The organism is Leclercia sp. UBA2479 (assembly GCF_002341985.1).
In the GTDB taxonomy this organism is placed as follows: domain Bacteria; phylum Pseudomonadota; class Gammaproteobacteria; order Enterobacterales; family Enterobacteriaceae; genus Enterobacter; species Enterobacter pneumoniae.
Genome location: NZ_DDPB01000013.1, coordinates 76,770 through 89,232 on the forward strand (window position 1 = coordinate 76,770; position 12,463 = coordinate 89,232).

Here is a 12,463-nt window from a genome sequence, read left to right on the forward strand (position 1 = left end):
TCGTCTTCCCAATGAGTATCCCTGAGGGTAATTGCTGCACAAAACGGGATACATCATGTCATCATTGCAAATTTCGCAAGGCACGTTTCGTCTTAGCGATACACGTAAACTTACTCTTGCCGATTTCACGCTCAACGCTGGCGAAAGCTGGGCTTTTGTTGGCAGTAACGGCAGCGGTAAATCTGCTCTGGCACGCGCGCTGGCAGGCGAGCTGACGCAGCTGCAAGGCGAGAGACGTTCTACCTTTACCCGTCTGACACGTCTCTCCTTCGAACAGTTGCAAAAGCTGGTCAGTGACGAGTGGCAGCGTAACAATACCGATCTCCTCAGCCCCGGCGAAGAGGATACCGGCCGCACCACTGCCGAGATTATTCAGGATGAGGTTAAAGACGAGGCGCGCTGCCGCCTGCTGGCCGAGCAATTTGGGATAACGGCGCTTCTGGAACGCCGCTTCAAATACCTCTCCACGGGCGAAACCCGCAAGACCCTTCTCTGTCAGGCCCTGATGGCCGAGCCGGAACTGTTGATTCTGGATGAACCCTTTGACGGCCTGGACGTGAAATCACGCGAACAGCTTGCCCTTCTGCTGGCCTCGCTGAATCGGCAGGGGTACACCATCGTGCTGGTGCTCAATCGCTTTGATGAAATCCCGGCGTTTGTGCAATTTGCGGGCGTGCTGGCCGATTGCACCCTGACCGACGTCGGCGCGAAAGCCGAGCTCCTGCAACAGGCCCTTATTGCCCAGCTGGCACATAGTGAGAATCTGAACAACCTGACACTGCCTGAGCCGGACGCCCCTGCAGCCCGCCAGGAGCTGGCGCACGATCGACCACGCATTGTGCTCAATCACGGCGTCGTCTCTTATAACGACCGCCCTATCCTCAACGACCTCAGCTGGACGGTAAACCCCGGCGAACACTGGCAGATAACCGGGCCAAACGGTGCCGGTAAATCAACCCTGCTCAGCCTGATTACCGGCGATCATCCGCAGGGCTACAGCAACGATCTCACCCTGTTTGGCCGCCGCCGCGGTAGCGGTGAAACCATCTGGGATATCAAAAAGCATATCGGCTATGTCAGCAGCAGCCTGCATCTGGATTACCGCGTCAGCACCACGGTGCGCAACGTGATTCTGTCGGGTTATTTTGACTCCATTGGCATTTATCAGGCGGTATCTGACAGGCAGCACAAGCTGGCACAGTCATGGCTCGATATTCTTGGTATGGATAACCGGATGGCGGATGCCCCGTTCAGCAGCCTCTCCTGGGGGCAGCAGCGGCTGGCGTTGATTGTCCGCGCGCTGGTTAAACACCCTACCTTGCTGATTCTGGATGAACCCTTACAGGGGCTGGATCCGCTGAACCGCCAGTTAATTCGCCGCTTTGTCGATATCCTGATCAGCGAAGGGGAAACGCAGTTGCTGTTTGTTTCTCATCATGCGGAAGATGCACCCTCCTGTATTACTCACAGGCTGGAGTTTGTGCCGGATGGCGAGAGCTATCGCTACGCCATTGGTCCAGTCTGACCCCCTCTTCCAGGGGGCACTGCCCCCTGCTTTTTCAGATAACCTGCATCAATACAAACCTATCTTATTGATTTACAATCGTCTGAACGACAGCTGAACGGTGAAAACGCAGCAGTGTAAACGATTCCACTATTTTATCCCATGTCACACTTTTTGCGTCTCTGTTATGCTATGTTTATTACATACCATAAGCCTAATGGAGCGATATATGCGAGTTCTGGTAACAGGTGGTAGCGGTTACATAGGAAGTCATACCTGTGTGCAACTGCTGCAAAACGGCCACGATGTCATCATCCTCGATAATCTGTGCAACAGTAAGCGCAGCGTGCTACCCGTGATTGAGCGTCTGGGTGGCAAACAGCCCTCCTTCGTGGAAGGTGATATCCGCAACGAAGCGCTGATGACCGAAATTCTTCACGATCACGCCATCGATACGGTGATCCATTTTGCCGGCCTGAAAGCGGTGGGTGAATCCGTGTCAAAGCCGCTGGAGTATTACGATAACAACGTCAACGGCACTCTGCGCCTGGTTTCAGCCATGCGCGCTGCCGGCGTGAAGAACTTTATCTTTAGCTCCTCTGCTACCGTTTACGGCGACCAGCCAAAAATTCCTTACGTTGAAAGCTTCCCTACGGGTACACCGCAAAGCCCGTATGGCAAAAGCAAGCTGATGGTGGAGCAGATCCTCACTGACCTGCAGAAAGCACAGCCGGAGTGGAGTATCGCCCTATTGCGCTATTTCAACCCGGTCGGCGCCCATCCGTCTGGAGATATGGGTGAAGATCCGCAGGGTATTCCAAATAACCTGATGCCGTATATCGCGCAGGTTGCCGTAGGTCGTCGCGATTCGCTGGCGGTGTTTGGTAATGACTACCCTACCCCGGACGGAACCGGCGTGCGTGATTACATCCACGTCATGGATCTGGCCGATGGCCACGTCGCTGCCATGCAGCAGCTTGCCGGAAAACCGGGCGTACATATCTACAACCTCGGTGCGGGTGTGGGCAGCAGCGTGCTGGACGTGGTTAATGCCTTCAGCAATGCCTGCGGCAAACCGGTGAACTACCACTTCGCCCCGCGGCGCGAAGGCGACCTGCCAGCCTACTGGGCAGACGCGACCAAAGCAGATAAAGAGCTTAACTGGCGTGTTTCTCGCACGCTTGATGAAATGGCACAGGATACCTGGCGCTGGCAGTCTCGCCACCCCCAGGGGTATCCAGACTAAGGATCTGTCATGACCCAATTTAATCCCGTCGATCATCCGCATCGTCGCTATAACCCATTAACCGGGCAATGGATTCTGGTTTCCCCGCATCGCGCCAAGCGTCCCTGGCAGGGGGCGCAAGAAACCCCTGCCAAACAGACGCTGCCACAGCACGACCCGGACTGTTTCTTGTGTCCGGGCAATACTCGCGTGACGGGTGATAAAAACCCCGATTACACCGGCACTTACGTTTTCACGAACGACTTTGCCGCCCTGATGACTGATACACCGGACGCGCCGCAGAGTGACGACCCGCTGCTGCGCTGTGAAAGTGCACGCGGTACCAGCCGGGTGATCTGTTTTTCCCCCGATCACAGCAAAACGCTGCCCGAACTCAGCGTAGAGGCACTTTCTGAGGTGGTCAAAACCTGGCAGACGCAGACCGCCGAGCTGGGTCAGACGTATCCCTGGGTACAGGTCTTTGAAAATAAAGGTGCGGCGATGGGTTGCTCCAATCCGCATCCGCACGGTCAGGTGTGGGCGAATAGCTTCCTGCCTAACGAGGTTGAGCGCGAAGATCGCCTGCAGAAAACCTATTATTCAGAGCAGAACAGCCCAATGCTGCTGGACTATGTTCAGCGCGAGCTGGCCGACGGCAGCCGTACCGTTGTGGAAACCGAACACTGGCTGGCCGTGGTGCCTTACTGGGCAGCATGGCCATTCGAAACTCTGCTGCTGCCTAAGACGCACGTCCTGCGCATTACCGAACTCAGTGAGGAACAACGCAGCGATTTAGCGCTGGCGCTGAAAAAACTGACCAGCCGTTACGATAACCTGTTCCAGTGCTCTTTCCCGTACTCCATGGGCTGGCACGGCGCACCTTTCAACGGCGAAGAGAACGCGCACTGGCAACTGCACGCCCATTTCTATCCGCCACTGCTGCGCTCGGCAACCGTGCGCAAATTTATGGTGGGTTATGAGATGCTGGCGGAAACCCAGCGTGACCTGACCGCAGAACAGGCCGCAGAACGCCTGCGTGCAGTGAGTGATGTCCATTTTCGCGAATCTGGAGAATAACAATGAGTCTGAAAGAGAACACCCAAGCCCTGTTTGCTGAAAAATTTGGCTATCCGGCCACTCACGTCATCCAGGCTCCGGGCCGCGTAAACCTGATCGGTGAGCATACCGACTACAACGACGGTTTTGTCTTGCCCTGCGCCATCGATTACCAGACGGTAATCAGCTGTGCAAAACGTGATGACCAGAAAGTGCGTGTTATTGCGGCCGATTACGATAATCAGAGCGATGAATTTTCCCTCGATGCGCCGATTGTGGCGCATCCGGACCAGCAGTGGTCTAACTATGTTCGTGGCGTAGTGAAACACCTGCAAAAACGTAACAAGGACTTCGCCGGTGCCGACCTGGTGATCAGCGGTAATGTGCCTCAGGGTGCCGGTCTTAGCTCCTCGGCCTCTCTGGAGGTCGCAGTAGGTACTGTTTTCCAGCAGCTTTACCATCTGCCGCTGGACGGGGCGCAAATTGCCCTGAACGGCCAGGAAGCAGAGAATCAGTTCGTAGGCTGCAACTGCGGCATTATGGATCAATTGATCTCTGCGCTAGGTAAAAAGGATCATGCCCTGCTGATCGATTGCCGCTCGCTGGGAACCAAAGCCGTTCCCCTACCAAAAGGCGCGGCGGTGGTGATTATCAACAGTAATTTCAAACGCACTCTGGTGGGCAGCGAATACAACACCCGACGCGAGCAGTGTGAAACCGGCGCTCGCTTCTTCCAGCAGTCCGCGCTGCGTGATGTCTCCCTGGAAGAGTTCAACAAAGTGGCGAACGAGCTGGATCCGGTGGTCGCGAAACGTGTACGTCACGTGCTTACCGAGAACGCCCGCACCGTTGAAGCAGCCTCCGCATTGGCCGAGGGTAACCTGAAACGTATGGGTGAGCTGATGGCGGAATCGCATGCCTCAATGCGTGACGACTTTGAGATCACTGTTCCACAAATTGACACCCTGGTGGAGATTGTTAAATCTGCTATCGGCGAACAGGGCGGTGTACGTATGACCGGCGGCGGCTTCGGCGGCTGTATCGTAGCGCTGGTACCTGAAGCCTTAGTGCCTGCGGTGCAAAAAGCGGTTGAAGAGCAGTACGAAGCCAAAACCGGTATCAAAGAGACCTTTTACGTCTGTAATGCCTCACAAGGAGCGGGCCAGTGCTAAATGAAACCCCCACCCTCGCCCCGGATGGACTGCCGTACCGCCTGATCACCCTGCGTAACAACGCAGGTATGGTGGTAACGCTGATGGACTGGGGCGCCACCTTACTGTCAGCGCGCGTTCGTATGTCTGACGGTTGCGTACGTGAAACCCTGCTGGGATGCGCGTCACCGGAGCAATATATTACCCAGAACGCCTATCTTGGCGCCTCGGTAGGCCGTTACGCGAACCGTATTGCTAAAAGCAGCTTCGAGCTGGACGGCGTGCGCTATGCGTTGCTGCCAAGCCAGGGAGAGAATCAACTCCATGGCGGCCCGGAAGGCTTCGACAAACGACGTTGGCGCATTGTGCAGCAAAACGACGCGGAAGCCATCTTTGCTCTGGATTCCATCGACGGCGATCAGGGCTTCCCAGGAAATCTCTCTGCCAGCGCCCATTTCCGCCTGACAGAAGATAACCGCATTGCCATTGAATACAGCGCCTCGGTCGATAAACCCTGCCCGGTGAATCTGACTAACCACGCTTACTTCAACCTCGATGGCGATCAGAGTGATGTGCGTCATCACACGCTCCAGCTGCTGGCTGATACCTATCTGCCGGTGGATGAGATGGGCATTCCGCAAGAAGGATTAAAATCCGTCGCGGGCACCAGCTTCGATTTCCGTGATGCAAAGGTTATCGCTCAGGATTTCCTCAGCGACGACCATCAGCGTAAGGTTAAAGGCTACGATCACGCTTTCCTGTTGCAGGCGCAGGGCGACGTCACGCAACCAGCCGCTCACCTCTGGTCGCAAGATAAAAAGCTGCAGATGACGGTTTACACCACTGCCCCTGCCCTGCAGTTCTACTCCGGTAATTACCTGGCGGGTACGCCGGCGCGTGAACACGGCGAATACAGCGACTGGCAGGGCCTGGCGCTGGAGAGCGAACTGTTACCCGACAGTCCGAACCACCCCGAATGGCCGCAGCCAGACTGCGTATTACGCCCTGGCCAAACCTGGCGTAGCATGACGGAATATCAGTTTATCGCCCACTGATTCTGGCCCTCCTGACGGAGGGCTTTTTTTTGCTCATTTTGCTGAAAATAGCGCCACTTGCCGACAAAATCATAACCCTCAATTCACAAGCAGCTTACACTGAGAGACTATTTTCGCTATGGTTAGGGTTAAGGATTGCCGCTGACATGAACACGGCAATATAATGAGAATTGTTATCATTCAATTAATGCTCGTGAGGAGTGAAATATGGCTGTAACTAAGCTGGTTCTGGTGCGTCACGGCGAAAGCCAGTGGAACAACGAAAACCGCTTCACCGGTTGGTATGATGTGGACCTGTCTGAGAAAGGCGTTGGCGAAGCAAAAGCGGCCGGTAAACTGCTGAAAGACGAAGGCTTTAGCTTCGATTTTGCTTATACCTCTGTGCTGAAACGTGCCATCCATACCCTGTGGAACGTTCTGGATGAACTGGACCAGGCATGGCTGCCGGTTGAGAAATCCTGGAAGCTGAACGAGCGTCACTACGGTGCGCTGCAGGGTCTGAACAAAGCAGAAACCGCTGAGAAATACGGTGACGAGCAGGTTAAACAGTGGCGCCGCGGCTTTGCTGTGACCCCGCCAGAGCTGACCAAAGACGATGAGCGTTTCCCAGGCCATGACCCGCGCTATGCGAAACTGACTGATGCAGAGCTGCCAACCACCGAAAGCCTGGCGCTGACCATCGATCGTGTTGTGCCTTACTGGAACGAAACCATTCTGCCACGCCTGAAGAGCGGTGAGCGCGTCATTATTGCCGCTCACGGTAACTCTCTGCGTGCGCTGGTGAAATATCTGGATAACATGGGCGAAGATGAGATCCTCGAACTGAACATCCCAACGGGCGTACCGCTGGTGTATGAGTTCGACGAAAACTTCAAACCTATCAAACATTACTATCTGGGCAACGCTGACGAAATCGCAGCAAAAGCAGCGGCAGTAGCGAACCAGGGTAAAGCGAAATAATTTTCGCCAGACGTAAAAAAAGCGCGGAGCATTCCGCGCTTTTTTATTGGCGCTGAGGGCTTAGCCGCGGCGCGCTTTCACTGCATTCGCCAGTTGACGCAGGATGGTGTCGGTGTCTTCCCAGCCGATGCAGGCGTCGGTAACGCTTTTACCGTAGACCAGCGGTTCGCTGCTTTCGAGGTTCTGATTCCCCTCCACCAGGTGGCTTTCAATCATCACGCCAATGACCGCGTTTTCGCCGCCGGCGATCTGCTGGCACACATCTGCCCCCACTTCCATCTGCTTCTTAAACTGCTTGCTGGAGTTGGCATGGCTGAAATCAATCATTACCTGTGCAGGCAGGCCTGCTTTTTCCAGACCGGCTTTCACCTCCGCCACATGTTTGGCACTGTAGTTCGGCTCTTTACCGCCACGCAGAATGATATGGCAATCGCCATTACCGCTGGTGTTGACGATGGCCGAGTGGCCCCATTTGGTCACAGACAGGAAACAGTGCGGTGCCCCGGCAGCGTTGATGGCATCGATCGCCACTTTAATGGTGCCGTCGGTACCGTTTTTGAAGCCAACCGGGCAAGAGAGACCGGAGGCCAATTCACGGTGCACCTGAGACTCGGTAGTGCGGGCGCCAATGGCACCCCAGCTCATAAGATCGGCCATGTACTGAGGGGTGATCATGTCCAGGAACTCACCCGCCGCAGGCAATCCGCTGTCATTGATATCCAGCAATAACTTACGGGCTATACGCAGGCCGTCGTTAATCTGGAAGCTGTTATCCATATGCGGATCGTTAATCAGCCCCTTCCAGCCCACGGTGGTACGCGGTTTTTCGAAGTAGACGCGCATGACGATTTCCAGTTCATCCTTTAACTCCTCCCGCAGCGTCAGCAGGCGAGCTGCATACTCTTTCGCTGCCACCGGATCGTGAATGGAACAGGGTCCGATAACAACCAGCAGGCGATCGTCGTTACCTTTCAGGATTTTATGGATCGCTTTACGCGCGTGCGAAACGGTATTGGCAGCATTTTCAGTGGCGGGAAACTTCTCCAGAAGCGCTACAGGGGGCAGTAACTCATTGATCTCTTTAATACGTAAATCGTCATTCTGATAATTCATTTTCTTTCCGCTAGACATATTTTTGGTATTGAATGCAATCCCTTCAATCTATCCCGGCTGTGGAGAAGTGTAAACACGCTTTTACACTACGCACAGATAAATCCTGGAATTTACTAAAAAAACGCCACAATCTAGCGAAAAATGAGATCTGCCCTAGACTTTTTAATTGTAAACACTCTCTTGAAGAGATTTTGCAAAATTCCATACTGACCTAAATAGTGATGTTGGAATCTTTCACCATTAATTCGAATCTTTATTTCGCGAATGCACTGTTGGAAGAAGTTATCCAGCAAATAACGACCAGAACAGGAGCAGCACTATGAAAATGACTAAACTGGCAACCTTATTCCTGACAGCAACCCTGACAATGGCAAGCGGTGCAGCGCTTGCAGCGGATAGCGCTTCCGATGGCGGTAATGGCCAGGCAAACGCCGCCGCTGAAGCAGGCCAGGTTGCCCCTGATGCTCATCAGAATATTGCGCCAAATAATGTTGATAACAGCAACATTAATACGGGCAATACTAACACCGGCGCTAGCGGCACTATGTCTCACTCCAACAGCAATAGTACTTCCGCGACTGGCGAGCATATGAGTAAAGATGAAGTGCACAAAAACTCAATGTGTAAAGATGGCAAATGTCCGGACACCAACACGAAAGTTGAACCGAACATGAGTACTGAGGAACGTAAAACCGACGGTACTTCGCAGTAATAGATAGCCAGCGGCTAAAAAAGGAGAGCGAAAGCTCTCCTTTTTTGTGCCTCTTTTTTGGGCATCATGTTAAAAACATTACACTTCCCGGATTAAAGTAACAGGACATATTTCATGGCGCACGCCCACTCTCACGCTCCAAAGGACGATAACGCTAAACGACTCATGCTAGCGTTCGGAGTCACTGCCACCTTTATGGTTATTGAGGTGATTGGCGGGTTGGTTTCTGGCTCGCTGGCGCTGCTGGCGGATGCAGGCCATATGCTCACCGATGCCGCCGCGTTGCTGTTTGCACTGCTGGCAGTCCAGTTTTCCCATAAGCCTGCTGGCAAAGGACGGACTTTCGGCTGGTTGCGCCTGACGACGCTCGCTGCGTTCGTCAATGCGCTGGCGCTGGTGGGCATTACCGCACTTATCGTCTGGGAGGCAATCCAGCGCTTTTATCACCCGCAACCGGTCGCCGGCGCGACGATGATGGGAGTGGCAGTGGCCGGTTTGGTGGCCAATATTCTGGCGTTCTGGATCCTGCATCGCGGTAGCGCAGAAAAAAATCTTAACGTTCGCGCGGCGGCGTTGCACGTACTGGGCGATCTGCTGGGTTCGGTTGGGGCGATTCTGGCGGCGCTGGTAATTCTGTGGACGGGCTGGACGCCAATAGACCCTATCCTCTCGGTGCTGGTCTCCTGCCTGGTGTTGCGTAGCGCCTGGCAACTGTTAAAAGAGAGCGTAAATGAACTGCTGGAAGGCGCGCCAGCCTCGCTGGATATCGCTGCACTGAAGCGCAACCTGTGCCGCTCCATCCCGGAGGTGAGAAATGTGCACCATGTGCATGTGTGGATGGTGGGTGAGAAACCGATTATGACCCTGCACGTGCAGGTTATTCCCCCGCACGATCATGATGCGTTGCTGGAACGCATTCAGCACTTCCTTGAAGAGCATTACCAGATATCACACGCCACCATCCAGATGGAGTACCGCCCCTGTAGCGGACCGGAATGCCGCCTCAATGAGGCGCAGACCGGTCATGAGCATCATCACCACCATTAATGAGAAAGCGCGCGGGAACCCCGTTTACGTGCGCTGTTCATCCACATACGGCTGCCATTCAGAGCAATGAAGGTGAGGATCAGGTACTCCAGCGACATGGCGTAGACCCCCTGCAGGGCGAAAATCACTACGCTGATAATGTTAATGATGACCCACAAGAGCCAGTTTTCGACATATTTGCGGGTCATCAGGATCATGGCCACGATCGACAACACCATCATGCAGGAGTCCCAGAACGGGAAAGCATCCGGCTGAAGCTCAGGCATAGAGACATTCAGGCCGATGCTGCTCATTACCGATACGGCTACGCGGGTGAGGAAACCAAACACCGGATCGATCCAGACCGTCATCAGACCAATCGCCACCACGCAGGCCGCAAGCCAGGCAAGGGCTTTTGGCAAGGGCAACCAGCGGATCTGCAGTTCCGCCTGCTGCTGGCTGTTTTGCCGGGACCAGGCATACCAGCCATAGATATTGGCAGCAAAGAAAAAGAGCTGCAGTAGCAGACTGGCATAGAGCTGAATTTGAAAGAAGATGATGGCAAAGAGTGTGACGTTAACCAGCCCAAACGCGTAGTTAACAATCTTCTCCAGACTGGCCAGCCAGATGCAAAGCAGACCAGCAATGGTGCCTACCGCCTCAATCCATGACAAATCGTAGCCGCCAGCCCCAATCGGTATATGTACCAGAATGTTTTGCGTGCTAAAAAAGTCCATCTTTTCCCCTGAGCGTATCGTTATGAATGTAATGCTTAAGGACGAAGTGTAGCCGCAAAATCCAGCATGCGGTTAAGCGGCTTCAGCGCGCCTTCACGCAGCGCAGCATCAACATGAATCTCATGTGCCGCGCCACCTGATTCCAGCCCCTCTGCAATGGCTTTCAGCCCGTTCATGGCCATCCATGGACAGTGAGCGCAACTGCGACACGTCGCCCCTTCTCCGGCGGTAGGCGCTTCGAACAGCGCTTTTTCCGGTACCGCCTGCTGCATCTTATAAAAGATCCCACGATCGGTTGCCACAATAAGTTGTTGCTGTGGCAATGTTTTTGCTGCAGCAATCAGTTGGCTGGTAGAGCCTACCGCATCAGCCATATCTACGATGGCCTGGGGTGATTCCGGGTGTACCAGGATAGCCGCCTGGGGATAGAGGGCCTTCATACGTACCAGCGCCTGCGTTTTGAATTCATCATGTACGATACAGGCCCCCTGCCAGCAGAGCACATCGGCCCCGGTCTGTTTCTGTACATAATTGCCCAGATGCCGGTCCGGTGCCCAGATGATTTTCTCGCCCAGGCTGTCGAGGTGTTCAATCAGTTCAACGGCAATGCTTGAGGTGACGACCCAGTCAGCTCGCGCCTTAACCGCAGCAGAGGTATTGGCATAGACCACCACTGTCCTGTCCGGATGGGCATCGCAAAAGGCCGTAAATTCATCGATTGGGCAGCCTAAATCGAGCGAACATTCCGCCTGTAGGGTCGGCATGAGAATAGTTTTTTCGGGGCTTAATATTTTTGCAGTTTCACCCATAAAGCGCACCCCCGCTACCAGTAGCGTGGAAGCGGAATGTTTGGCTCCAAAACGCGCCATCTCAAGTGAGTCTGAAATACAGCCGCCGGTCTCTTCCGCCAGTTGCTGGATTTCAGGGTCGGTATAATAGTGTGCGACCATCACCGCATCACGCTCTTTCAGCAGACGCTTGATTTTCTCACGGTAAAACTGTTTTTCGTCCAGCGTCAGCGGGGCAGGCTTAGGCGGAAACGGATAGATTGCGGCTTCTGGATCAAACATCACGCTCATTATGGCTTCTCGTTTTACTGGCTTAACAATTTTGCCTCTGATATGCGTGTGAAAGCGAAGGAGAGACAATTGCGTTTTGTATACTAAACAAGATAGCGAAATTGAGAATAAAAGTCACCGTCAACGGTGCGCGTTATTGATAAATGGGAAACCCTGCCAGGCGCATTTTAAAGAAGAAGGCGTTATGGAATAGCAGATAGCAAAAAGGCGCCTTTAGGGCGCCTTTTTACATGGGTGGGTCGTGCAGGATGACTCGGCTTCGCCTCGCCCTTCGGGCCGTTGCTGACGCAACGTTATCCTTCACGTTTAACATCTGAGTAAGACATTAAAATTGGTGGGTCGTGCAGGATTCGAACCTGCGACCAATTGATTAAAAGTCAACTGCTCTACCAACTGAGCTAACGACCCCTTGCGGGATTTACTGCTTTCTCTTCGAAGTGGTGGGTCGTGCAGGATTCGAACCTGCGACCAATTGATTAAAAGTCAACTGCTCTACCAACTGAGCTAACGACCCATTCGGGTGCTGACTTCGAAGATTTTACTCGGTACCCATCAACAAATCGGTGGGTCGTGCTGGATGACTCGGCTTCGCCTCGCCCTTCGGGCCGTTGCTGACGCAACGTTATCCTACACGTTTAACATCTGAGTAAGATATTAAAATTGGTGGGTCGTGCAGGATTCGAACCTGCGACCAATTGATTAAAAGTCAACTGCTCTACCAACTGAGCTAACGACCCGAGTGGTGGGTGATGACGGGCTCGAACCGCCGACCCCCTCCGTGTAAAGGAGATGCTCTACCAACTGAGCTAATCACCCACTCTGTACTGCCGGAACTACTTTAAGTG

At 53.9% G+C, this 12,463-nt stretch carries 11 protein-coding genes and 4 tRNA genes; 8 read left to right on the plus strand and 7 right to left on the minus strand.

The genetic code is table 11. The features are described from left to right. Positions 1 to 55: 55 nt before the first annotated feature. From modF to gpmA, 6 genes are all read left to right on the plus strand, one after another. Positions 56 to 1,525, plus strand: coding sequence for a molybdate ABC transporter ATP-binding protein ModF (gene modF / locus B3B59_RS18210; protein WP_286809679.1), 1,470 nt, complete (start codon positions 56 to 58; stop codon positions 1,523 to 1,525). A gap of 208 nt (positions 1,526 to 1,733) precedes the next feature. Beyond that, positions 1,734 to 2,750: a UDP-glucose 4-epimerase GalE gene (gene galE / locus B3B59_RS18215; RefSeq protein WP_046886962.1), complete on the plus strand. Its 1,017-nt coding sequence runs from the start codon at positions 1,734 to 1,736 to the stop codon at positions 2,748 to 2,750. Between the two features lie 9 nt (positions 2,751 to 2,759). Continuing rightward, positions 2,760 to 3,806, plus strand: coding sequence for a galactose-1-phosphate uridylyltransferase (galT, locus tag B3B59_RS18220; protein WP_286809680.1), 1,047 nt, complete (start codon positions 2,760 to 2,762; stop codon positions 3,804 to 3,806). A gap of 2 nt (positions 3,807 to 3,808) precedes the next feature. Then, entirely contained in the window at positions 3,809 to 4,957 is a 1,149-nt protein-coding gene (galK, locus tag B3B59_RS18225; RefSeq protein ID WP_263617285.1) for a galactokinase, read from the plus strand. Beyond that, positions 4,951 to 5,991: a galactose-1-epimerase gene (gene galM, locus B3B59_RS18230; protein ID WP_286809681.1), complete on the plus strand. Its 1,041-nt coding sequence runs from the start codon at positions 4,951 to 4,953 to the stop codon at positions 5,989 to 5,991. The genes galK and galM overlap by 7 nt, the downstream gene beginning before the upstream one ends. A 207-nt stretch (positions 5,992 to 6,198) precedes the next feature. Beyond that, positions 6,199 to 6,951: a 2,3-diphosphoglycerate-dependent phosphoglycerate mutase gene (gpmA, locus tag B3B59_RS18235; RefSeq protein ID WP_040076512.1), complete on the plus strand. Its 753-nt coding sequence runs from the start codon at positions 6,199 to 6,201 to the stop codon at positions 6,949 to 6,951. A 60-nt stretch (positions 6,952 to 7,011) separates the two neighbouring features. Here gpmA and aroG read toward each other — a convergent pair whose 3' ends face one another. Then, positions 7,012 to 8,064, minus strand: a complete 1,053-nt coding sequence (gene aroG / locus B3B59_RS18240; protein ID WP_040076513.1) for a 3-deoxy-7-phosphoheptulonate synthase AroG — start codon at positions 8,062 to 8,064, stop codon at positions 7,012 to 7,014. A gap of 319 nt (positions 8,065 to 8,383) precedes the next feature. On the opposite strand from aroG, the gene B3B59_RS18245 reads away from it, so the two are divergent. Together B3B59_RS18245 and zitB are read left to right on the plus strand one after the other, a co-directional pair. After that, positions 8,384 to 8,776 carry a YbgS-like family protein gene (locus tag B3B59_RS18245; protein WP_046886966.1) on the plus strand — a complete coding sequence of 131 codons (393 nt, stop codon included), beginning with the start codon at positions 8,384 to 8,386 and terminating at the stop codon, positions 8,774 to 8,776. Between the two features lie 114 nt (positions 8,777 to 8,890). Continuing rightward, positions 8,891 to 9,823 (plus strand): CDF family zinc transporter ZitB, encoded by a 933-nt coding sequence (zitB, locus tag B3B59_RS18250; RefSeq protein ID WP_046886967.1) that lies wholly within the window; start codon positions 8,891 to 8,893, stop codon positions 9,821 to 9,823. Here the strand turns inward: zitB and pnuC are convergent. The 6 genes from pnuC to B3B59_RS18280 form a co-directional block, all read right to left on the minus strand. Next, positions 9,820 to 10,539, minus strand: a complete 720-nt coding sequence (pnuC, locus tag B3B59_RS18255; protein WP_046886968.1) for a nicotinamide riboside transporter PnuC — start codon at positions 10,537 to 10,539, stop codon at positions 9,820 to 9,822. The two genes, zitB and pnuC, sit on opposite strands and share 4 nt — an antisense overlap. A 35-nt stretch (positions 10,540 to 10,574) precedes the next feature. Next, on the minus strand, positions 10,575 to 11,618 hold the full coding sequence (gene nadA, locus B3B59_RS18260; protein ID WP_286809683.1) for a quinolinate synthase NadA: 1,044 nt from the start codon (positions 11,616 to 11,618) through the stop codon (positions 10,575 to 10,577). 332 nt (positions 11,619 to 11,950) lie between these two features. Next, a tRNA-Lys gene (locus tag B3B59_RS18265) sits at positions 11,951 to 12,026 on the minus strand. Between the two features lie 30 nt (positions 12,027 to 12,056). After that, positions 12,057 to 12,132: transfer RNA gene (locus B3B59_RS18270), tRNA-Lys, on the minus strand. Between the two features lie 147 nt (positions 12,133 to 12,279). Next, positions 12,280 to 12,355 (minus strand) — tRNA-Lys (locus B3B59_RS18275). Between the two features lie 3 nt (positions 12,356 to 12,358). Next, positions 12,359 to 12,434 (minus strand) — tRNA-Val (locus tag B3B59_RS18280). Positions 12,435 to 12,463: the final 29 nt, after the last annotated feature.

Excerpts from the sequence above, each read along its gene's own strand:
- modF (WP_286809679.1), top strand. The coding sequence starts at position 56 with ATGTCATCATTGCAAATTTCGCAAGGCACGTTTCGTCTTAGCGATACA.
- galE (WP_046886962.1), top strand. The coding sequence starts at position 1,734 with ATGCGAGTTCTGGTAACAGGTGGTAGCGGTTACATAGGAAGTCATACC.
- galT (WP_286809680.1), top strand. The coding sequence starts at position 2,760 with ATGACCCAATTTAATCCCGTCGATCATCCGCATCGTCGCTATAACCCA.
- galK (WP_263617285.1), top strand. The coding sequence starts at position 3,809 with ATGAGTCTGAAAGAGAACACCCAAGCCCTGTTTGCTGAAAAATTTGGC.
- gpmA (WP_040076512.1), top strand. The coding sequence starts at position 6,199 with ATGGCTGTAACTAAGCTGGTTCTGGTGCGTCACGGCGAAAGCCAGTGG.
- aroG (WP_040076513.1), bottom strand. The coding sequence starts at position 8,064 with ATGAATTATCAGAATGACGATTTACGTATTAAAGAGATCAATGAGTTA.
- B3B59_RS18245 (WP_046886966.1), top strand. The coding sequence starts at position 8,384 with ATGAAAATGACTAAACTGGCAACCTTATTCCTGACAGCAACCCTGACA.
- zitB (WP_046886967.1), top strand. The coding sequence starts at position 8,891 with ATGGCGCACGCCCACTCTCACGCTCCAAAGGACGATAACGCTAAACGA.
- pnuC (WP_046886968.1), bottom strand. The coding sequence starts at position 10,539 with ATGGACTTTTTTAGCACGCAAAACATTCTGGTACATATACCGATTGGG.
- nadA (WP_286809683.1), bottom strand. The coding sequence starts at position 11,618 with ATGAGCGTGATGTTTGATCCAGAAGCCGCAATCTATCCGTTTCCGCCT.